The 25,600-nt window shown below is 37.5% G+C and carries 26 protein-coding genes and 1 pseudogene; 20 read left to right on the plus strand and 7 right to left on the minus strand.

Annotation, left to right across the window (positions count from 1 at the left end):
* The first annotated feature begins 1 nt into the window (after position 1).
* Together pepV and dat are read left to right on the plus strand one after the other, a co-directional pair.
* Positions 2-1,411, plus strand: a complete 1,410-nt coding sequence (pepV, locus tag ABDZ91_RS12345; protein WP_343799400.1) for a dipeptidase PepV — start codon at positions 2-4, stop codon at positions 1,409-1,411.
* Positions 1,412-1,435: 24 nt separating this feature from the next.
* Positions 1,436-2,290 carry a D-amino-acid transaminase gene (gene dat, locus ABDZ91_RS12350; RefSeq protein ID WP_343799401.1) on the plus strand — a complete coding sequence of 285 codons (855 nt, stop codon included), beginning with the start codon at positions 1,436-1,438 and terminating at the stop codon, positions 2,288-2,290.
* Positions 2,291-2,357: 67 nt separating this feature from the next.
* Here the strand turns inward: dat and cysK are convergent, their stop codons facing one another.
* The gene (gene cysK, locus ABDZ91_RS12355; RefSeq protein WP_343799403.1) at positions 2,358-3,299 is read right to left on the minus strand and encodes a cysteine synthase A; all 942 of its coding nucleotides are present in this window, start codon (positions 3,297-3,299) and stop codon (positions 2,358-2,360) included.
* Between the two features lie 121 nt (positions 3,300-3,420).
* On the opposite strand from cysK, the gene thpR reads away from it, so the two are divergent.
* The 4 genes from thpR to ABDZ91_RS12375 all read left to right on the plus strand — a co-directional run bounded on the left by thpR (position 3,421) and on the right by ABDZ91_RS12375 (position 6,826).
* Positions 3,421-3,978, plus strand: coding sequence for an RNA 2',3'-cyclic phosphodiesterase (gene thpR / locus ABDZ91_RS12360; protein WP_343799405.1), 558 nt, complete (start codon positions 3,421-3,423; stop codon positions 3,976-3,978).
* A gap of 15 nt (positions 3,979-3,993) precedes the next feature.
* On the plus strand, positions 3,994-4,935 hold the full coding sequence (locus ABDZ91_RS12365) for a nuclease-related domain-containing protein (protein WP_343799407.1): 942 nt from the start codon (positions 3,994-3,996) through the stop codon (positions 4,933-4,935).
* Positions 4,922-5,908: a diacylglycerol/lipid kinase family protein gene (locus ABDZ91_RS12370; protein ID WP_343799409.1), complete on the plus strand. Its 987-nt coding sequence runs from the start codon at positions 4,922-4,924 to the stop codon at positions 5,906-5,908. Before ABDZ91_RS12365 ends, ABDZ91_RS12370 begins: the two co-directional genes overlap by 14 nt.
* Before the next feature lie 144 nt (positions 5,909-6,052).
* Positions 6,053-6,826 carry a phosphotransferase gene (locus tag ABDZ91_RS12375; RefSeq protein WP_343799410.1) on the plus strand — a complete coding sequence of 258 codons (774 nt, stop codon included), beginning with the start codon at positions 6,053-6,055 and terminating at the stop codon, positions 6,824-6,826.
* Between the two features lie 16 nt (positions 6,827-6,842).
* On the opposite strand, the gene ABDZ91_RS12380 is transcribed toward ABDZ91_RS12375, so the two are convergent.
* A complete protein-coding gene (locus ABDZ91_RS12380) occupies positions 6,843-7,121 on the minus strand; it encodes a YtzH-like family protein (RefSeq protein ID WP_343799411.1) in 279 nt (92 codons plus the stop codon).
* A 133-nt stretch (positions 7,122-7,254) separates the two neighbouring features.
* Here ABDZ91_RS12380 and trmB point away from each other — a divergent pair, with 133 nt between their 5' ends.
* A complete protein-coding gene (trmB, locus tag ABDZ91_RS12385) occupies positions 7,255-7,899 on the plus strand; it encodes a tRNA (guanosine(46)-N7)-methyltransferase TrmB (RefSeq protein WP_343799413.1) in 645 nt (214 codons plus the stop codon).
* Positions 7,900-8,022: 123 nt separating this feature from the next.
* Positions 8,023-8,871 (plus strand): YtnP family quorum-quenching lactonase, encoded by an 849-nt coding sequence (locus ABDZ91_RS12390; RefSeq protein ID WP_343799414.1) that lies wholly within the window; start codon positions 8,023-8,025, stop codon positions 8,869-8,871.
* Between the two features lie 40 nt (positions 8,872-8,911).
* Here ABDZ91_RS12390 and ABDZ91_RS12395 read toward each other — a convergent pair whose 3' ends face one another.
* Positions 8,912-9,223, minus strand: coding sequence for a PepSY domain-containing protein (locus ABDZ91_RS12395; protein ID WP_343799416.1), 312 nt, complete (start codon positions 9,221-9,223; stop codon positions 8,912-8,914).
* Positions 9,224-9,411: 188 nt separating this feature from the next.
* Between ABDZ91_RS12395 and ABDZ91_RS12400 the strand changes: the two genes are divergently transcribed.
* Positions 9,412-10,485, plus strand: coding sequence for a M42 family metallopeptidase (locus ABDZ91_RS12400; RefSeq protein ID WP_343799418.1), 1,074 nt, complete (start codon positions 9,412-9,414; stop codon positions 10,483-10,485).
* 57 nt (positions 10,486-10,542) lie between these two features.
* Entirely contained in the window at positions 10,543-11,052 is a 510-nt protein-coding gene (locus ABDZ91_RS12405) for a DUF84 family protein (protein ID WP_343799420.1), read from the plus strand.
* 70 nt (positions 11,053-11,122) lie between these two features.
* On the opposite strand, the gene ABDZ91_RS12410 is transcribed toward ABDZ91_RS12405, so the two are convergent.
* Entirely contained in the window at positions 11,123-11,569 is a 447-nt protein-coding gene (locus ABDZ91_RS12410; RefSeq protein WP_343799422.1) for a YtoQ family protein, read from the minus strand.
* A gap of 227 nt (positions 11,570-11,796) precedes the next feature.
* On the opposite strand from ABDZ91_RS12410, the gene ABDZ91_RS12415 reads away from it, so the two are divergent.
* Positions 11,797-12,324 carry a hypothetical protein gene (locus ABDZ91_RS12415; protein WP_343799424.1) on the plus strand — a complete coding sequence of 176 codons (528 nt, stop codon included), beginning with the start codon at positions 11,797-11,799 and terminating at the stop codon, positions 12,322-12,324.
* Between the two features lie 46 nt (positions 12,325-12,370).
* On the opposite strand, the gene ABDZ91_RS21960 is transcribed toward ABDZ91_RS12415, so the two are convergent.
* Together ABDZ91_RS21960 and ABDZ91_RS21965 are read right to left on the minus strand one after the other, a co-directional pair.
* On the minus strand, positions 12,371-13,468 hold the full coding sequence (locus ABDZ91_RS21960) for a methyl-accepting chemotaxis protein (RefSeq protein WP_425541829.1): 1,098 nt from the start codon (positions 13,466-13,468) through the stop codon (positions 12,371-12,373).
* Positions 13,463-14,467 (minus strand): annotated as a pseudogene (locus tag ABDZ91_RS21965) (sensor histidine kinase); the annotation flags it as partial. The gene ABDZ91_RS21960 and the pseudogene ABDZ91_RS21965, both read right to left, overlap by 6 nt.
* A 305-nt stretch (positions 14,468-14,772) precedes the next feature.
* Here ABDZ91_RS21965 and ABDZ91_RS12425 point away from each other — a divergent pair.
* The 6 genes from ABDZ91_RS12425 to murC all read left to right on the plus strand — a co-directional run bounded on the left by ABDZ91_RS12425 (position 14,773) and on the right by murC (position 22,435).
* Positions 14,773-15,855 carry a PTS sugar transporter subunit IIC gene (locus tag ABDZ91_RS12425; protein WP_343799427.1) on the plus strand — a complete coding sequence of 361 codons (1,083 nt, stop codon included), beginning with the start codon at positions 14,773-14,775 and terminating at the stop codon, positions 15,853-15,855.
* Positions 15,821-16,147, plus strand: coding sequence for a thioredoxin family protein (locus ABDZ91_RS12430; RefSeq protein ID WP_343799429.1), 327 nt, complete (start codon positions 15,821-15,823; stop codon positions 16,145-16,147). The genes ABDZ91_RS12425 and ABDZ91_RS12430 overlap by 35 nt, the downstream gene beginning before the upstream one ends.
* A gap of 112 nt (positions 16,148-16,259) precedes the next feature.
* On the plus strand, positions 16,260-17,072 hold the full coding sequence (locus tag ABDZ91_RS12435) for a DUF1444 domain-containing protein (RefSeq protein ID WP_343799808.1): 813 nt from the start codon (positions 16,260-16,262) through the stop codon (positions 17,070-17,072).
* A 176-nt stretch (positions 17,073-17,248) separates the two neighbouring features.
* Positions 17,249-19,717 (plus strand): DNA translocase FtsK, encoded by a 2,469-nt coding sequence (locus ABDZ91_RS12440; RefSeq protein ID WP_343799430.1) that lies wholly within the window; start codon positions 17,249-17,251, stop codon positions 19,715-19,717.
* Between the two features lie 178 nt (positions 19,718-19,895).
* Positions 19,896-20,999 carry a nicotinate phosphoribosyltransferase gene (locus ABDZ91_RS12445; protein WP_343799432.1) on the plus strand — a complete coding sequence of 368 codons (1,104 nt, stop codon included), beginning with the start codon at positions 19,896-19,898 and terminating at the stop codon, positions 20,997-20,999.
* A 128-nt stretch (positions 21,000-21,127) separates the two neighbouring features.
* Positions 21,128-22,435 carry a UDP-N-acetylmuramate--L-alanine ligase gene (gene murC, locus ABDZ91_RS12450; protein ID WP_343799434.1) on the plus strand — a complete coding sequence of 436 codons (1,308 nt, stop codon included), beginning with the start codon at positions 21,128-21,130 and terminating at the stop codon, positions 22,433-22,435.
* Positions 22,436-22,562: 127 nt separating this feature from the next.
* Here the strand turns inward: murC and ABDZ91_RS12455 are convergent, their stop codons facing one another.
* Positions 22,563-23,678: an aminopeptidase gene (locus tag ABDZ91_RS12455; protein WP_343799436.1), complete on the minus strand. Its 1,116-nt coding sequence runs from the start codon at positions 23,676-23,678 to the stop codon at positions 22,563-22,565.
* 503 nt (positions 23,679-24,181) lie between these two features.
* Here ABDZ91_RS12455 and ABDZ91_RS12460 point away from each other — a divergent pair.
* From ABDZ91_RS12460 to ytxJ, 3 genes are all read left to right on the plus strand, one after another.
* Complete coding sequence (locus ABDZ91_RS12460; protein WP_343799438.1) at positions 24,182-24,664, plus strand: DUF948 domain-containing protein; 483 nt, start codon at positions 24,182-24,184, stop codon at positions 24,662-24,664.
* 19 nt (positions 24,665-24,683) lie between these two features.
* Complete coding sequence (locus ABDZ91_RS12465) at positions 24,684-25,130, plus strand: YtxH domain-containing protein (RefSeq protein WP_343799440.1); 447 nt, start codon at positions 24,684-24,686, stop codon at positions 25,128-25,130.
* Between the two features lie 128 nt (positions 25,131-25,258).
* On the plus strand, positions 25,259-25,579 hold the full coding sequence (ytxJ, locus tag ABDZ91_RS12470; RefSeq protein ID WP_343799442.1) for a bacillithiol system redox-active protein YtxJ: 321 nt from the start codon (positions 25,259-25,261) through the stop codon (positions 25,577-25,579).
* Positions 25,580-25,600 lie beyond the last annotated feature (21 nt).

The raw sequence follows: 25,600 nt of genomic DNA on the forward strand, positions 1-25,600 counted from the left end.
TATGGCCACCATCCATTGGTTAGAAGAAATACAAAGTAGAAAAGATGATTTACTAGCTGATGCCAAAGGACTTCTTGCCATTAAAAGTATATTGGATGAAGATCATTCAATGAGTGATGCTCCTTTAGGTAAGGAAGTTAAAGAAGCTTTAGATTTCATGCTACAACTTGGTAAACGAGATGGATTTCAAACGAAAAACGTAGATAACTTGGCGGGACATATTGAATATGGAGAGGGAGACGAGATGATTGGAATTCTCTGTCATGTTGATGTAGTACCTGCCGGTGAAGGATGGACTAGTCCGCCATTTTCTCCAGAAGTTAGAGATGGAAAGCTTTATGCTAGAGGTGCGATGGATGATAAAGGTCCCACTATTGCAGCTTATTATGGTATGAAGCTACTAAAAGAATTAAACCTTCCGCTTAATCGAAGAGTCCGTGTCATTATTGGGACAGATGAGGAGAGTAAATGGAGATGTGTCTCTCGCTACTTTGAAACGGAAGAAATGCCGAAATACGGCTTTGCACCAGATGCAGACTTTCCTATAATTCATGCGGAAAAAGGGATTGCAGATTTTTATATCATCCAAGAAGACCAACCTTCTACTTATGAAGGGATTGAGGTCGTATCGTTTCATTCTGGTCAGAGATTAAATATGGTACCTGACCATGCTGTCGCAACGTTATCATTACATAAAGATACAGAAGCCTTAAAGGAAAGCTTCCTTGACTATTTGAACACTCATCAATTAGAAGGGACATTCAATGTCGAAAAGGATGAAGTTGTTTTAGAAGTAAAAGGAAAAGCCGCCCATGCCATGGAGCCAAATAATGGTGTGAACGCTGGGCTTTATTTAGGCGCTTATCTTTCTACTTTAGAGCTAAGCAGTAGACCAGCCCAATTTTTCGGATTTCTATATGATTTTCTTTTCAAGGATACAAGAGGAAACAAGCTAGGACTAAAATTTTCAGATGATATCACAGGAGACTTAACATTAAATGTTGGGACCATTGTCTATCAAAAAGATGGAGAGTCAAAGTTTGGGATCAATATTCGCTACCCAGTCACATATAGTATGGCAGATCAGCTAGGATCGTTAGAAGCTTTACTTCAGGATAAAGGACTGAAGCTTGCAGATTTTGATGATTCCAAACCACATCATGTTGAGAAGGACAGTCCCCTTATTCAAATCCTACAAAAAGTGTATGAAGAACAAACGGGCGATAAGGCTGAATTGTTAACCATTGGTGGAGGAACTTACGCAAGATCACTCCAACAGGGTGTTGCTTTTGGTCCATTATTCCCTGGGAGACCTGATGTAGCCCATCAGAAAGATGAATACATGGAAGTAGAAGATTTACTCAAAGCAGCAGCCATTTATGCACAAGCGATTTATGAACTGGCAAAATAATTGACAGAAATGGGGAGAAGTCGAATGGAGAAAGCACTTTGGAATGGTAAAATTGTAAATAAAGATGAAATAAAAATCAGTATTGATGATCGTGCTTTTCATTTTGGAGACGGCGTTTACGAAGTCATTAGAGTTTACGAGGGAGAACTTTATTTGGCTGAAGCTCATATGAAAAGGCTGTATCAAAGTGCTGAAAAGGTTGGTATTCGAATTGAGGTTAATCCCGATACATTTTTAGAGCAATTAGTACAGTTGAAAGAAGAAGCAAACCTAATAGATGGTACGATCTATGTACAGGTTTCCAGAGGAGTATCACCTCGAAATCACCCATTCCCAACTCCAGCGGTTGCAGCTGAAATTGTTGGATTCACTAAGGGTGCCAAACGGCCATTTGAACAAATGAAAGCAGGCGTTAAGGCAACTGTTATTGAAGATACAAGATGGTTACACTGTGATATTAAGAGTATCAGCTTACTCGGAAACGTATTGGCCAAACAAAAAGCTGTGGAAGCCGGTTGCTTTGAATCCATCCAACATAGAGATGGTGTTGTAACGGAAGGTAGCTCGACCAACGCTTTTATTGTTAAAAATAATACGGTGTACACACACCCAGCAGATCACCTGATTTTAAATGGAATCACTCGTCAGCGCCTGATTGAACTTGGTAGAAATCATGGGATAGACATTCAGGAGGTAGCTTTTTCAACTGAAGACCTACTGAATGCGGATGAAGTGTTTGTTGCCGGGACAACGGTTGAAATTATGCCGGTTATTCAAGTCGATGACAAGAAATATGGTGACAATCCAGGTCCTATAACCCAAACCTTACAAAGACTTCTTCATGAGGATATTGAAAAGGTAGCAGGTGTAAGAAACTAAGGAAAAAGCCAGACTCGCTTTTAGAGGCGAATCTGGCTTTTCTTCTTTTAAAGCATTGGTAATTCAATTATTCAAACTGAAACAAATCACTAGAGAGGTATCTTTCTCCGGTATCTGGTGCGATACATACCACTACCTCTCCTGGCTTCAGCGTTTTAGCCACTTCAATAGCTGCAAAACAAGAAGCGCCTGAGGATGGCCCTACTAAAATTCCTTCTTCACTAGCCATTCTTCGTGTGATTTCGTATGCATCTTCATCCTTAATTTGGTGAATTTTATCATATACCTTTTCATTCAAAGTATCAGGAACAAAACCTGGGCTAGTACCTACCAATTTATGTTTGCCTGGCTTACCTCCAGATAAAACGGGTGATCCTGCAGGTTCTACGACATGCACTTGTAAGTTAGGGTACTTTTTCTTTAGTTCTTCTCCAGTCCCAGTAATGGTTCCCCCTGTACCGGCAGTAGCGATAAAGGCAGACAATGGTTTCTTTAATTGTTCCATGCAGTCAATAATTTCAACGGCTGTTGTGTGTCGATGGGCATCTGGATTTGATTGGTTTTCAAATTGCATAGGGATAAAACTATTTGGGATCTCATCAGCAAGTTCTTTAGCCTTCTTTATAGATCCGGGCATTTTTTCATCACCTGGAGTCAAAACAACCTCAGCCCCGTATGCCTTTAAGATGTTTATTCGTTCTTTGGTCATTGTATCAGGCATAACAAGGATGGCTCTGTACCCTCTAGCTGCAGCATTCATCGCAAGTCCTATGCCTGTGTTACCGCTTGTTGGCTCAATAATGGTGGAGCCTGGTTTTAATTGGCCTTCTTTTTCGGCTTGTACAATCATTTCATAGGCAGCACGGTCTTTTACGCTGCGGCTAGGGTTGAAATATTCGAGCTTTACATATACATCTGCCCCATTAGCGGGGCTTAATTTATTTAATTTTACTAATGGTGTATCACCAATGAGTTCTGCTATATTTTGAACGACTTTCATAACATACATTCCTTTCAACTTATGTGAGTTTTATATTACTAGAATAAAGACCGAGCAATCAAATGGTACATACTTATTATGATCATTTGTTAAAATAAGTAAGTGATTAAAATGAACGGACGTGATTCTATTGGCGAACCATTATTTTTTTGCTGTTCCACTACCTGCAGATGTGAAACAAAGAATCCATGAAGAATGCGAGAGCCTCTCACAAGAGCTCTTATTCCATAAATGGGTTCATCAAGAGGATTATCATATTACATTAGCATTTCTTGGCGGTGCAGACTTTGGACAAGTTAAGGAAGCAATGGCTTCGATGAGGCAGCCTTTACAACAATTATCCCCTTTTACACTAACACTTGATTCCTTGGGGGTTTTTGGAAAGCCACAAAACCCACGTATTTTTTGGCTTGGTGTGAAGGAAAGTTCAGTCCTTAATAAAACAAGAGATGTTGTTTATAAAGCTTGCGAGAGTGCAGGTTTTTCTTTAGACAAACGCCCTTTTTCACCACATATTACGGTTGCAAGGAAATGGATTGGATCAGAAAATTTCGATTTATCTCTTTTGAATCATACTGCCTTAACCGATACATTTACTGTAGACAAAGTAGTTTTATATGAAACACATCTTCACAAGACTCCAAAATATAAGGTAGCGGAAACACTCTTTTTCCATCATAATGATTAGTAAAGGGGGAGGTTAATGATGGCTCAATTGATTAAACTTCAAGATTATATCTCACGCTATGAGCAAGATATTTATAAATATCCCTCCCGTTTTGTTCGCTTAAAGAAACAACAGTGGGAAAAGTTGCTAAATCAGTGGGAAAACGATGATATGGATCATGGGGGAGAACCGGTTGCAACCTCCAACCAAACTTCAAAGGGATTACTCTCTAAATTGACTTCTCTTGTAAAAAAAGAGTCGAGCGGGGTACGTGTAATAGAAACAGTTCAAAATGAGGATTTATTCCATCTTGAACAACAAAAGATTCTAGCTTCTATCCACAATATAGATGAGTTAAAGCAGCATTTCTTAGACCAGCTACTTCATTTTCAAATTAAGTGGGCAAGTTCGACAGTAGCGAGTGTATCTTTCCCTGATCAAAGCTTTTTCCATGATTCTATTTTAAAGTATTTTCTTCAGCGTTTCCCAGATAACGTTCTAGTTCTCTATCAGCCTATTTTTCTCGTTAAAAAAGCTCCATTCGAGAGCGAGATTATCCTTATTAGCCCAACTGAGATTTGGTGTATTACCTTTATAGAGGAAGAGGAAAATGCAGTGTTTGTAGGCTCTAAAGAACACTTCTGGATTAAAAAGGGAACCTCACAAGAGAAAAAAGTGCTAAACCCTATAATGGCAGTTGACCGGACTGAAAAAGTAATCAAAGACTTCCTTAATCAACACCAAGTTTCTCTTCCCATAAAGAAAGCCGTTATCTGTAGAAATGGATATATTGACTATCCAACTTCCCCATTCGGTGTGGAATTACTAGAAAAAAGAAACTACACGAGTTGGTTTGAGAAGTTCAGAAAAGAAAGAGCCCCTATTAAATCTGAGCAACTTAAAGCAGCAAAAGCCTTACTAGAATCAGCTCAATCCATCTATTCGAAAAGAGCAGAATGGAATCATGACGATGAATAATTCTTTTGTGTTTATAGTAAATCCAAATGCAAGAAACGGTAAAAGTCAAAAACTTTGGAGAAAAATTGAAAAAGAGCTAATAGAAAAAGAAATCCCTTATGAGGTTTTTAAAACAGAAGCTCCTCTTCATGCTACACAACTCACAAAAGAGATACTGGCTAGACCAAATTTTAATGGGAAAATTATTGCCGTTGGTGGTGATGGGACTATTAATGAAGTGGCAAATGACCTAGGGAAAAGTAAAGTAACTGTAACCTGTCTACCCGCCGGCAGTGGATGTGATTTTGCTAGAGGATATGGGATTCCATTAAGAGGGGATAAATCATTTTTATGGTTACTTAATCAGAAGTATTCCATTGAAGATGTTGATTTCGGTAGCTATGAAATTGAGGGGACAGAAGGCTTTTTCGTTAACAATCTTGGATGTGGCTTTGATGCAGTTGTTGCTAAAAGTGCGAACGGATCTAAACTAAAAAAATGGTTTAATAATCTGGGAGTTGGAAAACTTGTGTATGTGTATTTTTTGTTGAAGCATACATTTTCCTTTCAAACGACAGATGTTGAGATAAAGGTTGATCAGCGAACTTATTCTTTCAAAAACATGTGGTTTTTGACCTTTAATAATCATCCTTTTTTTGGAGGAGGGATGAAGTTATCTCCGGTCTCTCATCCATCAGATGGAGAATTAGAATTAACAGTTGTACACAACTTATCCAGAATAAAATTACTTTCCCTTTTTATTACAGTTTTTTGGGGAGGACATACGAAATTGAAGGAAGTTACATCCTTAAAGGGAAAAAACTTCTATGTCCAAACGAAGAGCCCGCAAGTTATCCACGCAGATGGTGAAATTATTGGTCAAGGCAATCTCCAAGTCCAAATAGAGAGTGATGGTCTGACCATTATGAAACCTTCGGAAAGACTTGACTTAAAAATGGAAACAGATATAAAATCAAAAAGACTGCCTTTGTAAGCAGTCCTACCTAGTTACAACTTTCTTTATAAATGAAGACATGAATTGATTATATATAAACTTGACACTTTACCTGAACACCATGATTTGGTAAGAGCCAAGTCCTATATTACACACCGTTGAATAAACTGTAGGTGAACAGAATTGGAACACTTATTTGATCAAAATTGGGAAATAGTGCCCGCCGGGGGTGCGACCGGTGAGGCATTTTTTGCTCATTCTAAAGAACAAAAGCTTTTTCTTAAAAGAAATTCTTCTCCATTTTTAGCCGTACTTTCTGCTGAGAAAATTGTGCCAAAATTAGTTTGGACAAAACGGCTTGAAAATGGGGATGTCATAACAGCCCAACAATGGCTGCAAGGGAATATATTAAGAGCTGCTGATATGAATAATGAAAGAGTCGCAAAGCTTTTAAGGAAGATCCATCAGTCTAGTCCATTGCTTACTATGCTAAAAAGACTAGGAAAAGCCCCATTACTCCCTGAAAAAATGCTTATGGATCTAACCCAGAACCTGGATAGGGACCTGCAACAATCCCCAGTAGTCCAAGAGTCCTTAGCGTATTTAAAGGCTGAGATTAAACAAATCTCCTGTCCTGAATTCGTTGTATGCCATTGTGATGTGAACCATCATAACTGGTTATTATCTGAAGAGGACGAGCTTTTTTTGATTGATTGGGATGGCGCCCTAATTGGTGACCCCGCAATTGACATAGGGTCTCTTCTATACTGGTACATTCCTGAAGCACAATGGGAGGATTGGCTTTCAAAGTACGGAATCCCTTTGACAGACCACTTAAGAAAGAGAATGAAGTGGTATGTTATTGCTCAGACTCTGATGTCCATCCAGTGGTTAAAAGATAAACAAGTACAAGAAGAGGCTGACTATTGGCTTCGCTACCTAAATGCTGTACTTTAATTAAGTTTCTGCACTTTTAATATAATTCATTTACGTCTTGAACCCACTGTGTTAACTGTGGTTGATAGGTGGTAATATGACTATCTAAATTGGAGGATTGGATACCTCCCTGACTATAATCATAAATTTCTTCTAAGAGAGAGAGAGCATTACCATCTAATTGATTATTGGCCATTAACGATTTAACTAAGCGTTCTAACTGTTCACATTCTGAAACTGAACCACAGCAATCCTGTGTTTGATTTGTTAATATATCTTTTAGTAAATTAAGCTGGTCATGTTTATTTAGTGGCATAATAAGGATACTCCTTCCTATTAGGATTCACATTTAGATTGTGAATTCTTTTTTATTTTATACTTGGGTTATATAGAACCTTGTTTTATTTCCCTTTTAGATTCGGTATACTGTGTTAGAAGAGGTGTAACTTATGAGAATGAGAAATAAGCCATGGGCTAAAGAAAAAATGAATGAATATCCGCAATATGTAATCCAAAACCCTGAGGAACAAAAAGGTAAATGGAAAACTTACTTTCCACAAGAGGGTCCTTTATTTATAGAGATTGGAACGGGTAAAGGCCGTTTTATAACAGAAATGGCAAAAGCTCATCCAGATACGAATTTTATTGGTGTTGAGCTATCTGATAATGTGCTTGTATCTGCATTAGATCGCTTAATAGAGGCTGAGCTACCAAATGTAAAATTACTAAATGCTAATGCAAAAAATCTCGGCTTATATTTTGAACCAGGAGAAATTAACCGTGTATACCTAAACTTTTCAGATCCTTGGCCAAAAACAAGACATGAAAAACGCCGATTAACGTTTAAGGAATTTTTAGCCGTCTATGAATCTGTGCTTGTTCCTGAAGGGGAGATTCATTTTAAAACGGACAACCAAGGGTTGTTTGAGTACTCACTAGTCAGCTTTTCACACTACGGAATGAAACTAAACTATGTGAGCCTAGACCTTCATAATAGTGATTTTGAAGGAAACATTATGACGGAATATGAGGAAAAGTTTTCAAACAAAGGAAATCGAATTTATCGTTGTGAGGTTCAGTTTCCAAAAAGATAAAGGTGAAGACAAGCTTTGAATAGAAATATTCGAGGCTTGTTTTTTTTGCGTTACCACAATTTTAAAAATATTGTGTTCAATGATACAATACTAGAAAGAAATGATGAAAGTGGGGTATAGGGAGTGGAAAGATTAACTTTTGGTTCTTATCAGTTAACATGGTTGAACGGTGGCGTGACCCACATGGATGGTGGGGCTATGTTTGGTGTAGTTCCTAGACCACTATGGTCCCGTAAATATGAAGCGAATGAAAATAATCAAATAGAACTTAGAACGGATCCAATCCTTGTTCAAAACGGTGATAAAAATATACTAATTGAAGCGGGCATAGGGAATGGTCGTCTCAATGAAAAGCAAAGACGAAATTTTGGCGTAACAGAGGAATCGTCCATAGATCAATCATTAGAAGCACTTGGATTGACAAAGGAAGACATTGATATGGTTGTCATGACACACATGCATTTTGATCATTGTCTTGGATTAACAGATATAAAGGATGGCCAATTTATATCAGCTTTTCCAAATGCGACGATTTATACATCGAAAGTTGAATGGGATGAAATGCGAAACCCTAATATCCGTTCAAGGAATACATACTGGAAAGAAAACTGGGAAACGATTCAAAATCAAGTGGTAACGTTTGAAGGTGAAATAGAGGTAGCACCTGGCTTTAAGATGGTTCACACCGGTGGTCATAGTGATGGTCACTCTATTCTTCTAATAGAACAGAACGACGAATTGATGATTCATATGGCTGACCTTATGCCAACTCATGCACATGAAAATGTTTTATGGGTACTAGCTTATGATGACTATCCAATGACATCCATTAGCCAAAAACAAAAGTATTTGCCACTTGGTAAAGAAAAGCAGGCATGGTTCATTTTTTACCACGATGCAGAATATAGAGCTATTCGTTACAACGAAAGCGGAGAAATTGTGGATTGTGTAAAAAGAGAAAGAACAAAATAAATGAAAGTAGGGACCAGATAGCTGGTCCCAATCACTCTTGTTAGATTAGGTAAAGGTCTAGAATAACACCCGTTTTAGCATCTGCAATAAACTCCCATTGCTGAGTGTCATTGTCATCTAAACGAGTGATGCCTCCTTTATATACAGTGTACACAACTGGTCCTTTTGCATAGTCTTGAGTTTTCATTTCTATCCAAGAACCACTAATGGGTCCTTCTTTCTTAAACAGTGTTTTAACTTTATGTAAAACAGATTCAGGTTGTTTGTACATAGGAGTGGATACAGATTTTTGAATAAAGACTGCTGCAGCGATTCCCGTTGCTAGCCCAAAAAAGAATGATCTTGTATTCATGGACGGTTCACCTCCACTTATTAGTATACTTTATTACACCATGTACTATAAAGATATGTCATTTGTGGAGCAGAAATTTATTTTATGTAACGTAAGTATAGAATGTTCTCAATATTTTCAGTAAAATAGCATGTGTACATATTTAATTAGAGAATCTAAATATTAAGTGGATAGCTGGAGGGATTAAGATGAATCAGGAAACGTTAGACCTGTTTAAAACATTAACCGAATTACCAGGTGCACCAGGTAATGAACATGCTGTTCGTGCCTTTATGAGAGAACAATTAAGTCAATACGCAGACGATGTAGTACAAGATGGTCTAGGTGGAATTTTTGGGGTTAAAAAAGGAACAGAAACTGGACCAACTGTCATGGTCGCTGGACATATGGATGAAGTTGGATTTATGGTAACAAATATTACCAATAATGGGATGATTCGCTTTCAAACGCTAGGTGGATGGTGGAGTCAGGTTTTATTGGCTCAACGAGTTCAAATTATTACAGACAATGGTCCTGTGTATGGTGTAATTGGATCCATTCCACCACATCTTCTTAGTGAAGATCAAAGAAAAAAACCAATGGATATTAAAAATATGATGATCGATATTGGCGCAGATTCTAAAGAGGATGCTTTACAAATTGGAATTAAGCCGGGGCAACAAATTGTACCAGTTTGTGAGTTTACTCCACTCGCAAATCCAAAGAAAATCATGGCGAAGGCTTGGGATAACCGTTATGGATGTGGCCTTTCCATTGAACTTTTAAAAGAGCTAAAAGGTGAAACTCTACCAAATGTTCTTTACTCTGGTGCTACAGTCCAAGAAGAAGTAGGGCTTAGAGGAGCTCAGGCAGCTGCTAATATGATTAAGCCAGATATTTTCTTTGCTTTAGATGCAAGTCCAGCAAATGATATGTCAGGTGATAAAAATGAGTTTGGTCAATTAGGGAAAGGGGCTCTATTACGAATTTATGATCGTTCTATGGTTACACATAGAGGAATGAGAGAATTTGTTTTAGATACAGCTGAAAGTAACTCAATCCCTTACCAGTATTTTATTTCACAAGGTGGAACAGATGCAGGGCGTGTTCATACATCTAATGAGGGTGTACCGAGTGCGGTGGTAGGTATTTGCTCAAGATATATCCATACACATGCAGCGATTGTTCATGTCGATGATTATGCAGCTGCAAAAGCCCTAATTGTAAATCTAGTCAAATCATGCGATCAAACCACAGTAGATAGTATTCGAAATCAAAGCTAAGAAGGCGGGACTCTTTGTCCCGTCTTTCACTTTATGAGAAAAGGAGTGCGGATAGCCATGCGAATAGTAGTGGGCTCTAAAAATCCTGCAAAAATCAATGCTGTTAAAAATGCTTGTGAACACATTCGAGTAGAATTGATTGGATTAGATGTGCCTTCGGGTGTTTCTGAACAGCCTTTCTCAGATCAGGAAACTTTAGAAGGTGCAATAAATCGAGCAAAGAATGCCAAAGAAATGGCTCAGGTTGAAATTGGTATTGGTCTTGAGGGAGGCGTCTACGAACAAGGAAATCAATTATATATTTGTAATTGGGGAGCCTTATGCTGGGATGGTGGTATTGTCACAGCGGGAGGTACAAGGTTTGCATTACCTGAGGAAATCGCAGTAAAGCTTCGAGAGGGAAGAGAATTAGGTCCAATTATGGATGAATACTCACAAGAGCGTGGAATTCGTTACTTAAAGGGAGCAGTAGGAGTCTTTACTTCTGGATGGGTAAACCGAGAGGAAATGTTCGAACATATTGTGAAAACACTTATTGGTCAATATATGTTTAGGACAAGGAAATAATAAATAGAAATAATACCCCAAAAAAACAAGAGGAGGAACTAACTGGTTTCTCCTCTTGTTTTTATACTGTTTATTCTGTTTCAAATATGTAGGATAAAACCTTTAGAGCTTGGTTGATGGTTTCAACAGTGACATTAGCCTTTTCAGATAATTCCTTTAGGGCATGATGATGCTGAGCAGGACGGACAAGAACTAGGGGTTTACCGAGAGTGATGGCAGCACTCGCATCCATTGCTGTATTCCATTGTTTATACTTCTCACCAAATAGTGCAATCACAAGATCGGCTTTCTTCATGAGTACTTGTGTGCGTAAGTTATTGATTTTGGAAGCCGCTTCATCTTTCAAAATTGCATTTGGCTGTTCACCTAAAATTTCCTCTCCAATGTGATCAGAGCGATCATGGTTTTCCATCGGTCCAACAAAGGTTAGAGGTAATTTTAAGGCTTTAGCTTTTTCCTTTACTTCATTCCTCCATGGGGAGTGAATTTCTCCAGCTAGATATACAACTAGTTCCATTTTTTGAGAGCCTCACTTTCCATTTCTTGTTTTTATTTACAGTATCATTCTTTGGGAAGTAAAATCAATGATTGAACTATTTGTTTTAAGCATAAAAAATAAAAAGCAGATTATGAAAAATAGTTAGAAAAAATAACCACTGCTAGGATAATACACATTATGTTACCATAATAATGAATAAGAATAGCTTTTACATCTCTTTGTATGTAAGTAGTTGGAGGGATTTTATGAAATTATCAACGTGGGTAAAATATCTAATAATCAGTACAACTATCATTCTATTGTCTGCCTGTTCCGTTTCTATAGATGAAATGAATAGTCATGCTGTCGAGGTAATGGAAGAATCACTTGAAAAAGAAGTAAAAGAACCAAATGAGGAAACAATGAATGGGGAATTATATGTACCATTCCTAATGTCTATTGACCAAGTATCGACCAACAATATTATATTAAAGCAGGGGTCACAGACCTATATCTTATTCTATAATTTACACGAGGGTACAGACTCAAAAGCATTATATGAATCGTTAATTAAAAATGAAGATGAGCTTCTAATAAAGCAAAGCATCGAAAAAGGAGATGAATTTGCTTACTTAGTTGCACAAGAGCTAGGGAAGGAAGAAGTTGCACTTACAGTTGGAATTGGTGGTATGAAGATGACAACGGAAACAAAGCTAAAGGATGTTTCCTCCGATGTGGAAACTATGCTTGAAATTCTCCGTTCCTTTTCACCAACCAAAAAAGAGGCTGAATAGTAAAAAAAGACACGATCTTGATTTAAGGTCGTGTCTTTCTTATTATTTAATCTTTTTTGCGCAATGATTGAGCTTTGTTTTTAAGTTTGCTGACTACTTCTTTTCTAAAGTCAGTGTCAGGTAATTTTCTGATTAGTTGCTGCCATTTATTTGTTGGTATTTCTTCTTGAGCAAATGATTCATCATCGTCGTTACCTTCTAATTCAAATTGAGAAATCTCTTGTTGAAGATTAGAAGCGATATTGCTAAGTTCATTAGCTGATTCTGTTACTTGTGAAATAGCATCTAATTGTGTTTCGCTGGACGCGCTGACTTCTTCAGAAGTTCCAGCAGATTGTTCCGAAATAATATAGATAGTTTCTAATTTCTCAGTTAGTTTTTCATTTGCTGACTGAATATCTGTGATTGCCCAGTTGATATCTCTGATATTTAAAGAGATGCCTTCTACATGAGTTGTAATATTTTCAAACGCATTTTTGGTTTGCCCCACGACAGAAGCCTGTTTTGTTTTAAATTCATCAAACTGGTTGGCATCTTGTTTTAATTGTTCCATTTGTTCATTCATCGTAAGAATAAGCTCTTGAATTTGTCGGGCTTCGTTTTTAGAACGTTCAGCTAGTTTTCTAACTTCGCTTGCAACAACTGCGAAGCCTTTACCAGCTTCACCTGCCCTTGCTGACTCAATTGCAGCATTGAGAGCAAGTAAATTTGTATTTTCTGCAATTTCTTCAATGGTTTCGACTATTGAAGAAATACGGCTTGATTGTTCTGATGCCTGAGCAACTTGAACCACTAAATGATTAGCTAGCTTTAAGAATTCTTCAGAGGTTAGGGACAAGTCTTGAACAGTCTGTAGTCCTCTTTTACCCTCATCTTCTGTTTGGGATGCATTTTGAGCAATAATTTGGCTTAATCCCTCTGTTTTAATAATATTTTCAGAGACTTCTTTTACTAGTTGGTTTCCTTCTTCTAATCTTTCCGATTGATCTGCTGCACCAACCGCTACTTGTTTAATCGCATGATTTACTTCATTTGCTTGTGCAGTCGTTTCCTCTGAGATGGCTGCAAGGTGCTGTGAAGCTGCTTGTACCGCATCCGAAGAATTTAAGATTTGAAGGAAAGATTTTTGTACCTTACTTGCCATCAAGTTAAAGGTGCGGGCTAATTCACCCATCTCATCCTGCGTATTTAATTTAACGCGATATCCAAAGTTTCCATTACCTATTGTTTCAGCACCAGATTTTAGTGAATTGATAGAACGGTTGATTCCTCTTGCAATATAGAAACTCATAACAAAGATAAATGCAATTAGCAGTAAACTGAATAAAGTAATCCAAAATTGAAGGGCATCGTTTTCTTTTTTCAGAGACGTTTTCATCTCCAATAAATCCGTTTTTACAAATCCTTCAACAGTAGAAACGGCTATTTCAATTTCTTCACCAAGTTGGTTGAAATCTTCTAAATAGGCATTTGTTCGATCGAATGTACGTGAGACATCATTTAGTAATCGTTGGTAATTCGTTAATGATGTCATAATTTCCGTTTTTCTTGAAGATTCTTCGCCATTAACAGTCTCTTTAGCAGCTGTAAGTTGGTCTACGAAATCATTATAAGTTCCTCGGTCCATTGAAGACATGAAACGTTTTTCATAACTATTAAGAACTGCCACAGCATTTCTAATGTTTGCGTTACCAGTTGAATTTGCAAGAGATATTAACCCTTGACTAAACTCTTCAACTTCTTTTCTAAGTCCTTCATCAGTTGTATAACCAATTGTTTCATAGTTTTGTGAAAGGCCAGTAAATCTTTCATAATATGTATTTGCAGATTCTTGTATTTTCGTGAACTGCTCTTGTATTTGGGCATTGTCCGTATGGCTTTTGGACAGTGATGTTGCCTCATTACGAAGTAAGTTAATATCTTCGTTTACTTTTGCTGCTAAACTTTTACTAGGCTCCCGTAAGTATTGTTGCTCTAAAGTCCGTACTTGAGACATGCTGTACTTTAATGCTTGGCTCTCCTCAACCGCATTAGATAGTTCTTCTTGAGTTTCACTAGCTGCATTTTGCTTTAGCGATAGATAGTAGTTGGCACCAAGTAGAATGACCATTCCAGCGATCGTAGTAATAAGAATGAGCCACATTCTGGATTGAATTGTCTTCAATCAAAACCCCCCTCTGTAAGTCACACCTATAAGAATGAATAAAATTTTACCACTTTTTTTCAGAATTTTACACAAAATTCATGGAAATGCGACTAAATTCTAGTTTTTTTTCTAGTTACTAAATTTATCGGCCAAATAAAAAAAGTGTTTAATGGTATAGAAAACTATCGTATAATGTAATTGCTTGTGTAAAGACACCTGACATAATAGGTTTATATAAAAGGATGGATGGAATAAACCATATGCTCCTGAGTCAACTTATAGAGAGAAAGGTTGGGGAATGTTTGAAAAGTTATTTAGAGAAAAAAGGGATTCATGTTTCTGTTAAGACATATTTAATTGATGCTTTAAGTTTTATGGCATTAGGGTTATTCAGTTCTTTAATCATTGGACTTATTATTAAAACAGTAGGAGAACAAATCGCCAATATCCCCGGATTTGTAAGCATTAGTGAATTTTTTATTGAACTTGGTTCGTTTGCCATGGATCCAAAAATCATGGGTGCAGCGATTGGTGTTGCTATTGCTTACGGTTTGAATGCACCACCATTAGTTATTTTTGCGGCTGCTGCAACAGGGGGGTTTGGGGCAGTACTTGGTGGCCCAGCTGGAAGTTATATTGCTGCCTTATTCACCTCTGAATTTGGAAAACTTGTTAGTAAAACTACGAAGGTTGATATTATCGTTACACCCTTTGTAGCACTTGTTGCTGGTTTTTTAACTGCTAAGTTCGTAGGACCAGGTATCTCTAACTTTATGAAGTTTTTTGGTAGCCAAATTGAAGCAGCTACTGAACTGCGTCCTATTTTTATGGGGATTGTTGTCGCTGTACTAATGGGTCTTGCATTAACAGCACCAATCTCAAGTGCTGCGATTGCTTTTATGCTAGATTTAAGTGGAGTTGCAGCAGGAGCAGCAACCATTGGGTGTAGTGCTCAAATGATTGGATTTGCTGTCATGAGCTATAAAGAAAATAAGGTAGGTGGGTTATTCGCACAAGGACTAGGAACTTCCATGCTACAGGTTCCTAATATCATTAGAAATCCACGAATCTTAATACCACCTACAATTGCTGGAGCTTTGCTTGCACCTTTAGGTACGACCCTTTTTATTATGGAAAATAATGCAGCTGGTGCTGGAATGGGTACGAGTGGTTTGGTTGGACAAATTATGACGTTTACTACAATGGGGTTTAGCTTATCTGTATTTTGGAAAGTACTTTTCCTTCATATTATTGGTCCTGCGGTTCTAACTTTGGTATTATCTGTTTGGATGCGGAAAAAAGGTTGGATTCGACCTAATGACTTATATATCAATATTGGAGGAGAACGGAATGAAAAAACTGCAAGCGCAGGAAGAGCTTCATGACTTTTTAAATAGTGGTACCCATATATTCCTCTTTTCAGCAGATTGGTGTCCAGATTGTCGCTTTATCGATCCATTCATGCCTGAAGTTGAAGAAAAGTTTTCGGATATGACTTTTGTATATGTGGACCGTGACCAATTTATCGACTTATGTGCTGAATGGGAAATCTACGGAATTCCTAGCTTCGTTGCTTTCCATAATGGGAATGAAGTGGGCCGTTTTGTAAGTAAAGATCGGAAAACCCAAGAAGAAATTGAGGCGTTTCTAACGCAAATTTCATCGACATTAGATTAAAGCCACGAAAAACGGTAACTTAGCAGTTATCGTTTTTTTTGTTTCGATTTTTGGACTATGAGCTTAATATTCAGTACAATATGTAAAGACCAAAGAGGTGATTAGGATGAAAATGAATACGACAAAAATGCGGAAATCTCTTGAAGAGCGATTGAATGCGGAAGACCGGACTATAAAATTTGATCGTGAACAAGACACACTGCGTATTGAAAATAATGCAACCGGTAAAGGAATCACAGTATCCATTCCGTCCGTTGTGAATAAATGGAATGAGTTAAAAGACAAAGCCATCGATGACATTGTTTATTATGTGAATGAAGCTCTATCGGTTATGGGGAAAGAGCACACACTGGCTTCAGAGAACAGTCACATATACCCTGTTATTCGTTCTACTTCGTTTCCAACCGAATCTGATGATGGCATCAAATTACTTTATGATGACCATACAGCAGAAACGAGGGTGTACTATGCTCTGGATTTAGGAAAGAGCTATCGATTGATTGATCACAAGTGGCTAGAACGTAATAATGTGAGTGAACCGGCCATTCGCGAAATGGCTAAGTTTAATGTTCGTTCTCTGGAAACAAGCATGAAAAAAGATATTGTTGCAGGGAATACCTTTTACTTTGTGAATTCAAATGATGGGTATGATGCAAGTCGAATTTTGAATGACGTCTTCCTTCGTCAAATGTCTGAAAAGATAAGTGGAACCATGACCGTTTCAGTGCCCCATCAAGACGTTCTAATTATAGGAGACATCCAAAATGAAACGGGTTATGATATTTTAGCCCAAATGACTATGAGTTTCTTTACAAATGGGTATGTCCCCATAACAGCCTTATCGTTTCTTTACCAAGATGGAGAACTTGAGCCCATTTTTATTCTTGGAAAAAACAAGCGGAACTCAGATGATCAAAAGTCTTAATCAGAAACTAATTTTTAATTTAGTTCTTTTGAATGAATCTAAATTTGAACAACCCTTTTCCAAACAAAATAAGCTATAATAAAAGAAAACTCGACCTTTAGATTGTCGAGTTTTTTCTACCTATGAAAAGAAATTGACATCCGAGTTTTAACAAATGGAAAAGTGAGGCTTATTACATGAATTTCTTTAATAAATGGATAAAGAAACTGAAAAATAATGAAGAGGAACGCCCCGTTACAGAAGAAATGAAAAGAGTTAGTAGCCTGCCCTCTTCTCATGAACAAGGAAGAGGGAAAGAAGTCGAAGCCAGAATTACCTATCAATATCCAAAAGGTCAATTTCGATTTCCTTTGATTCCAGATGAAGATGTAAAGAGAAAACGAGCATCGGAGAGACGTGAGAGTCGGATTGAGGACCGAAGACGTAATAAGAGTATACAACCTGAACAAGTAGAAACAGCCAAAGTAGAGCTGGAAATAAAAAAGGTCAAAGAAGTTAAAAAGGGTCCCAAGAAGCCATTTTCTCCAACAGAAATTCCTTCCCCTATATACGGTTTTAGGGAAAGAGAGTATAAAAAGAGTTCAGTAGATTACGATATTCGTGATTTTACACCAAGGAAGCCAATTGAAAGTCAGCCTGAGGATACATATGAAAAAGGATTCTTTACAGAGATTCTTGGAGAAGAGAACATAATTGAGAAGGACGAATCCACTCCAGTAATAGAAGATGTAATCGAGGATAAAGTGGAAGAAAAACTAGTAGAGTCTGTTCACTTAGTTGAGGATGAGCCAAAAAGGGAGTCAGAGCTATCCTATCTGGAGAATGACCTAGACTTTTCAGATGAAGAAGACACGGCCCCTTTGATGCATGAAGAGCCATACTTAGATGAAAGTGAATCCAAATTTATTTTAGATGAGCATAACGGTATAGAGGAATCTATTGAACCAGAATCAGGGTTAGCTATCGATATAGAGGAAGAACAACTTCCTATTCTAGAAGAAAAAGTACAAGAAGAAACAACCGGTGGACAAGAAGATTTAGCTGTAGAGACGAGTCAGCCAAAAACAGAATCCACTCGACCACATTTACCATTTAATGTTCTTATGTTAAAACAAGACAAAAAGAAATGGGAAATGAAACAACACCATGTAAAAGAAGAGCCAAAAGTAACATTGGAAAATCCTAAAGTTGATGAAAAGGTAAAAGTAGAAAAAGAAATCCAACCAAGTGAATCTATGGTTGAAGATGATTATTATTTTCCTAGCCAACATTTACTAACTCCACCTGCAGAGGAAGCCGAACAAGGGGAGTGGATTGAAAATCAAGCTAATATCTTAGATCAGACGTTAAAACACTTTCATGTTAAGGCTAATGTTGTAGCCTATTCTCAAGGACCATCTGTTACACGATTTGAAGTTCAGCCTGAGCCAGGAGTTAAGGTAAATAAGATTACAAATTTAATGGATGACTTAAAATTAAGCTTAGCTGCCAAAGATATACGGATGGAAGCTCCGATTCCTGGGAAGCACACCATCGGGATTGAAATACCCAATCAAAAGGCTCGTCCCGTACATCTAAGAGAGTTAACAGAACATCCGAAATTTCAAGAGAGCCAATCCCCCCTTACCGTTGCGTTAGGGTTAGATATATCTGGTGAGCCAATTATGACTGACCTTAAAAAGATGCCTCACGGATTAATAGCAGGTGCAACGGGGTCAGGGAAAAGTGTATGTATAAATTCAATATTGGTCAGCCTCATGTATAAGGCACACCCAGACCAAGTAAAGCTTCTACTTATAGATCCGAAGATGGTAGAGTTAACACCTTATAATGGTATCCCACATCTTGTTGCCCCAGTTATCACGGATGTTAAAGCGGCTACTACTTCATTAAAATGGGCTGTACAGGAAATGGAATCAAGGTATGATGAATTTGCGAAAACAGGTGTAAGAGATATAGAAAGATATAATACATTATATCCTGATAATCATTTACCTTATGTTGTGATTATCATTGATGAGCTTGCAGATCTTATGATGGTAGCACCAGGAGATGTGGAGGATGCTATTTGTAGAATTGCTCAAAAGGCTAGGGCTTGTGGCATTCATTTAATTATTGCAACACAAAGACCATCTGTAGATGTCATTACAGGTCTTATCAAGGCCAACGTACCAACTAGAATTGCGTTCTCCGTTTCTTCCCAGGTTGATTCGAGAACTATAATTGATACATCTGGAGCAGAACGCTTATTAGGAAAAGGAGATATGTTGTTCTTGGAAAATGGTGCTTCGAAGCCTGTCCGTTTACAAGGCACATTTGTCTCGGATGTAGAGATAGATGCAGTGGTGGAACATGTTTCCTTCCAACAAGAACCTGATTACTTATTTCATCAGGAAGAGCTTCTGCAAAAGGCTCAAATAGCTGATGAAGAAGATGAATTATTCATGGAAGCTTGCCAATTTGTCGTTGAGCAGGGGAATGCATCAACTTCTTTACTTCAGAGGAGGTTCCGAATTGGCTATAACCGGGCTGCTAGATTGATTGAAATGTTAGAAAACCAAGGAATAGTTTCTGAGGCAAAGGGAACCAAACCAAGAGATGTTTTGATTTCTGAAGAGGGCTTATCATCTTATCAGTCAGAGTAAACATTTTCAATGCTTTACTTGTATGTATAGAAAGTATAAAATTTTAGCATCGGAGATTTTAAACATAAGCTAATTAAACTCTATTTCTAATAACGGGTCCTCAAAAAATGAGGACCACTATTCTCATTTTTTTGGCATATACTATGAATAGTTATGGATATACATAAGGAGCTTTGTGATGAAGGAAATCGAACTAAAGTTACAAGGTAAGATTAGCAGATTAACAAATAAGACGTTTAAATTTGATGAGCGGATTAAGGATGGCTGGTTTTCCGCTGTATATTTCTTAAAGACGAAGGAACTTGTTCAAAAGTATCGATCAGATAATATTGTGACAATGCAATTCTTCCAGAAAAACGATGCTGTACTCTGTGGAACAGATGAGGTTCTTGCCCTTATTCAAACCTTTGCTAAAAATCCACACGAATTAGAGATATACTCGTTAAAGGACGGAGATAAGATAAAGCCCTTTGAAACTGTACTAACGATAACTGGGCCATATCAAAACTTTGGAATTTTAGAAGGTATTATTGATGGGATATTAGCCCGAAGGACTTCAGTTGCTACGAATGTATATAATGTAGTGAAAGCTGCTGGAATTTCTGGAAAACAAAAGCCAGTTATTTTTATGGGAGACCGTGACGATCATTTCACGCAACAAGCTGGTGATGGATATTCTGCCTATATAGGTGGTTCAACTGCACAAGCAACTCATGCTATGAGTGAATGGTGGGGAAAAAAGGGCATGGGGACAATGCCACATGCGCTCATTCAACTTTTTAATGGAGATCTTGTCGCGGCATGTCGTGCTTATCAAGAAACATTCCCCGAGGATGAGCTAGCAGCATTAGTTGATTATAATAACGACGTCATTACAGATGCACTTAAGGTAGCCAGAGAGTTTGGTCAAGATTTAATGACAGTTCGATTAGATACTTCTAGAACCATGATTGACCAATACTTCCTACGTAATCAACATTTATTAGGTTCTTTTGACCCGCGTGGGGTTAATCCAGAACTAGTCTTTGCTCTACGGAAGGCATTAGATGAAGAAGGATTCCATCACGTAAAAATACTAGTAAGTGGTGGGTTTGATGAAAAGCGGATTAAAGAGTTTGAAACAAAGCATGCACCTGTAGATATGTATGGAGTCGGAGGTAGTTTGTTGAAAATAAATATAGGCTTTACAGGTGATAATGTCATTTTAAATGGCAAACATCAAGCTAAAGCAGGTAGAAGATACCGTCCGAATCCTAGATTAGAAAAAGTGGAACTAAATTAAAGATGTACTTATATTTTCAAGGACGAAATAAAACATGATATAATGTTTCATATTATGGATAAATTCGCACATGAGATAATTTTTCATATACTGTGTTTAAGATAGACGATTGTTGGAGGTTTCAATTTATGACTCTTTATCACTTTGTTGGTATAAAGGGCTCTGGTATGAGTGCGCTTGCCCAGATTTTACATGATATTAATTTAAAGGTTCAAGGATCTGATGTGGAAAAGCGCTTTTTTACTCAGCAAGCTTTGGAGAGGTCAGGAATTACCATACTCCCTTTTGACAAAGAAAATATTCAACCTGGTATGACGATAATTGCAGGGAATGCTTATCCTGATTCACATGAAGAAATTCAAGAAGCCATGAAATTAGGACTCCCGATCGTACGTTATCATCGATTTTTAGGTGATTTTATGTCACGGTTTACGAGTGTGGCCGTAACAGGAGCACATGGAAAGACATCAACAACGGGATTATTAGCCCATGTTATGAAAGGAATTAAACCTACGACGTACCTTATTGGAGATGGTACGGGTTCCGGTGATGAAAACGCTCAGTACTTTGTCTTTGAGGCATGTGAATATCGAAGACACTTCCTTTCGTATTTTCCTGACTATGCCATTATGACAAATATTGACTTTGATCATCCTGATTATTTTGCCAATATCGATGATGTTTTTGCTGCCTTTCAGGAAATGGCATGGCAAGTTAAAAAAGGAATTATTGCTTGCGGAGATGATGAACAGCTTCAAAAAATCCAGGCAAAAGTTCCTGTTATGTTTTACGGTTTTGACGAAGGAAATGATTTTCAAGCAAGAAATATTGAGAAATCAACGAATGGGACTTCATTTGATGTTTTCGTCAGGAATGAGTTCTATTCTAGATTCTCCATTCCAACCTATGGAGATCATAATGTCTTAAACGCTTTATCAGTGATTGCACTTTGTCACTATGAAGAATTAGATGTTGAACGCGTAAAAGAAAGATTAACAACCTTCGAAGGTGTTAAGCGTCGCTTTACAGAAAAACAGATTGGTAGCCAAATTTTAATTGATGACTATGCTCATCATCCGACAGAAATAAAGGCTACCATTCAAGCTGCTAGACAAAAATATCCTGATAAAAAGATTGTTACCGTGTTCCAACCGCATACTTTCACAAGAACGCAAACATTCTTAGATGATTTTGCTACTAGTTTAAATGAAGCGGACCAGGTATATTTATGCGATATCTTTGGATCTGCACGCGAACATCATGGGAAACTTTCCATTGATGATTTGAAAAAGAAAATTGATGGTGCTACCATCTTAAATGAAGAAGATCCTTCAGAGCTAAATGGACATCCAAATAGCGTTGTCATTTTCATGGGAGCAGGAGATATCCAAAAGTTTCAGGCTTCATATGAAGAATATTTGAAAGATCAAGCATAATAAGGAAAGTCCTGGACTATTTGTTCGGGGCTTTTTATTATGTTTAGAAGTTTGAATTGGTCTGTCGTCGTTAAGAAAAACAGGACAATATAATCATATATTGTCCCATTAGCTATTACCTAAAATACTATTTTAAGTTCTCAGGATTCAATACTTCTAGTTCAGGTAAAACAAAACGTCCATCTTTTCTAACTAACACATCATCAAAGTAGATTTCTCCACCGCCGTAATCGGGTCTTTGAATATTAACCATATCCCAGTGAATGTTCGAGTGATTTCCGTTATAAGCATTGTCATAACATTGACCCGGCGTAAAGTGGAAGCTTCCGTCGATTTTTTCATCAAATAGGATATCCTGCATTGGATGTAAAATATATGGATTAACTCCAATCGCAAATTCTCCTACATAGCGAGCCCCTTCATCGGTATCAAAGATTTTGTTAATTCGTTCACTGTCATTTGAAGTGGCTTCAACAATTTTTCCATCTTTAAATGTTAGCTGTACATTTTCAAAGGTAAAACCTTGATATGGGGAAGGTGTATTGTATGTGATCGTCCCGTTAACAGAATCTCTTACAGGAGCAGAATACACTTCACCATCAGGAATGTTTAAACGACCTGCACATTTAATGGCTGGAATGTCTTTAATTGAGAAGCTTAAATCTGTACCAGGTCCAGTGATTCGAACTTTATCTGTGCGGTTCATTAACTCAACCAATGAATCCATAGCCTTATCCATTTTGCTGTAGTCTAGATTACAAACATTAAAATAGAATTCTTCGAAGCTTTCAGTACTCATTTTTGCTAATTGGGCCATTGATTCAGTAGGGTAACGAAGAACAACCCATTTTGTTTTAGGTACGCGGATTTCTCTATGTACTTTTTTACCGACAGTATTTCCTTCGACCTTCATACGGTCTGCTGGTACGTCTGCTAGTTCGTTAATATTGTTACCTGAACGGAGGCCAATATAGGCATCCATTTCTTTCATCACATTAGCTTCAAATTCAGCTACCTTTTCAAAATGTTCTTCCGTTGCACCCATTAAAAGAGCTCGGTCAACTTGTCTGTCTTTTAAGGATACGAATGGGAAGCCCCCAGCAGCATAAGCTTCTTTTACTAATGCGACAACAAGTTCGCGTTGAAGGCCAAAGTTTTCAATTAAGACTTTTTCTCCCTTTTGTAATTGAACGGAGTAGTTAATCAGGTTCTTTGCAAGTTGTTCAATTCTAGGATCTTTCAAGTGAATCCCTCCATTATTGATAATTGATTGTTATGTATCACTTTATTTTACCTAATAATGGTTTAACATAAAAGGATGATTCTATAACTAAGGACGTTGATTTCCGTTGCAGGTGCGCAGCTAGAGCGGGCGGTCCGGGAGCCTCCTCTGGCCAACAGGATGTTGGTTACGAAGGCGTTGCTACAGGACGTGGCGTTCTTAGCCTTCGTTCCCCTATCGCTCCTGCGGGGTCTTCCTTGTCCCTTCCTCCCACTTTCCACTGCTTCCATGTATTTCTTCAGGGCAGTGGAAATGAGTCAAGCACCTTCCACTCCAATCAACTGCAGTTGAACTTTGATTGCAAAAAACAAATATATTCACGAAAAAGTCTTATCAAAACCGCGAAAGATGAAATCCAAAGCAGGAATTTTACATTTTAATGAGAATTATTTTAAAAAAGTGTTTTTTTGTCATACAATAAGGGAAATAGAAGAATGTACATAAATTTGGAGGTATTACTTTAAATGGAAATTATTTTATATTTGAGCATTGCGTTAATTGCGGTTGCGTTTTTTATTTTAGTTATATATGTAGTTAAGACCCTAAAGTCCTTACAGAAGACTTTAGATAGTGTTGCTCATACCCTGGATGGGTTAGAGGGGCAAATGAGAGGAGTTACATCTGAAACAACAGAACTTTTAAAGAAAACCAATGCTTTAGCAGAGGATATTCAGCATAAATCGGAAAATCTAAATAGTGTAGTCGTTGCCGTTAAAGACGTAGGAACTTCCATTCAGCGCTTCAATCGTTCCATTGATGGAATATCTGACAAAGTTATTCATCAGGTGGAAACGAATCAAGATAAAATCTCACAGGTTGTTCAGTGGAGTAATGTCTTTTTGGAGCTAAAACAACGTTGGGATCAGAGAAAAGGAAAACAATCTAATGAAAACTCTGAACCGAAACAAGAAAATTCAGGGAAACAGCGTGTGTATGACCGCGCATAAAATAAAGGAGGAACCAATCATGGCACAAAATCAAAACGATCAAAACCAAAATCAAGAATCAAATATCAATGCAAAAGACTTTATTATCGGAGCATTAGTAGGGGGAATTGTCGGGGCTGCTACAGCGCTGTTTATGGCACCTAAATCAGGGAAAGAGCTTCGCGGTGATTTGAGTGAACAAGCTATAATCTTAAAAGAGCGAACTGGAAACCTTAGAGATACTGCTGTCCAAAAAGGTAATGAATTTGCTAATACAGCTAAAGAGAAAACGAATGAATGGTCTCAAATGATCCAACTTCAATCGAACGAACTAAAAAATAAAATGAAGTCTATGCGAAATGAAGAAGTGGCTGAAGAAGATGCGGAAGCTGAAGTGGCTGTTTCTAACTCAAACGAAGAGATGGAACAAAAGCTCGAAGAAACAAAAAAAGCCTTTGAAGAAGTAGAGGGAAATTATAAAGCATAAACATAAACGATGGTCTTCCCTGAGATCATCGTTTTCTAATGGAACGACTTAGGGAAAACCATTTGATAAGTTACATGGTTTCCAGTTATGCTGGCTAAGATAATAGAAAGTGAAAAGGAGAAGCTATAATGAACGAAATAAAAACATCAGAAGAATTTAAGAACTATTTACAAAAAGAGAACAGATTCCTATTACTAAAGCATAGCTCTACATGCCCGATTAGTCATCAAGCTTATGTAGAAGTTGAAAAATATGAAAACACAGGAGTTAGTGTCCCCATTATGTATCTTGTTGTCCAGACATCAAGAGACTTGTCTAATTCTATTGCCCAAGAATATGAAGTAAAACATGAATCCCCACAAGCCCTTTTCTTTGAGAATGGAAAGGTAAAGGGTCATATGTCGCATTGGGATATTACGTCAACTCAACTAAAGGATTTGTTAAAATAAAAAATTTTTTGTAACAGGCTT

Origin of the sequence: Bacillus carboniphilus, from assembly GCF_039522365.1 — a bacterium.
GTDB classification, from domain to species: Bacteria; Bacillota; Bacilli; order Bacillales; family JC228; genus Bacillus_BF; species Bacillus_BF carboniphilus.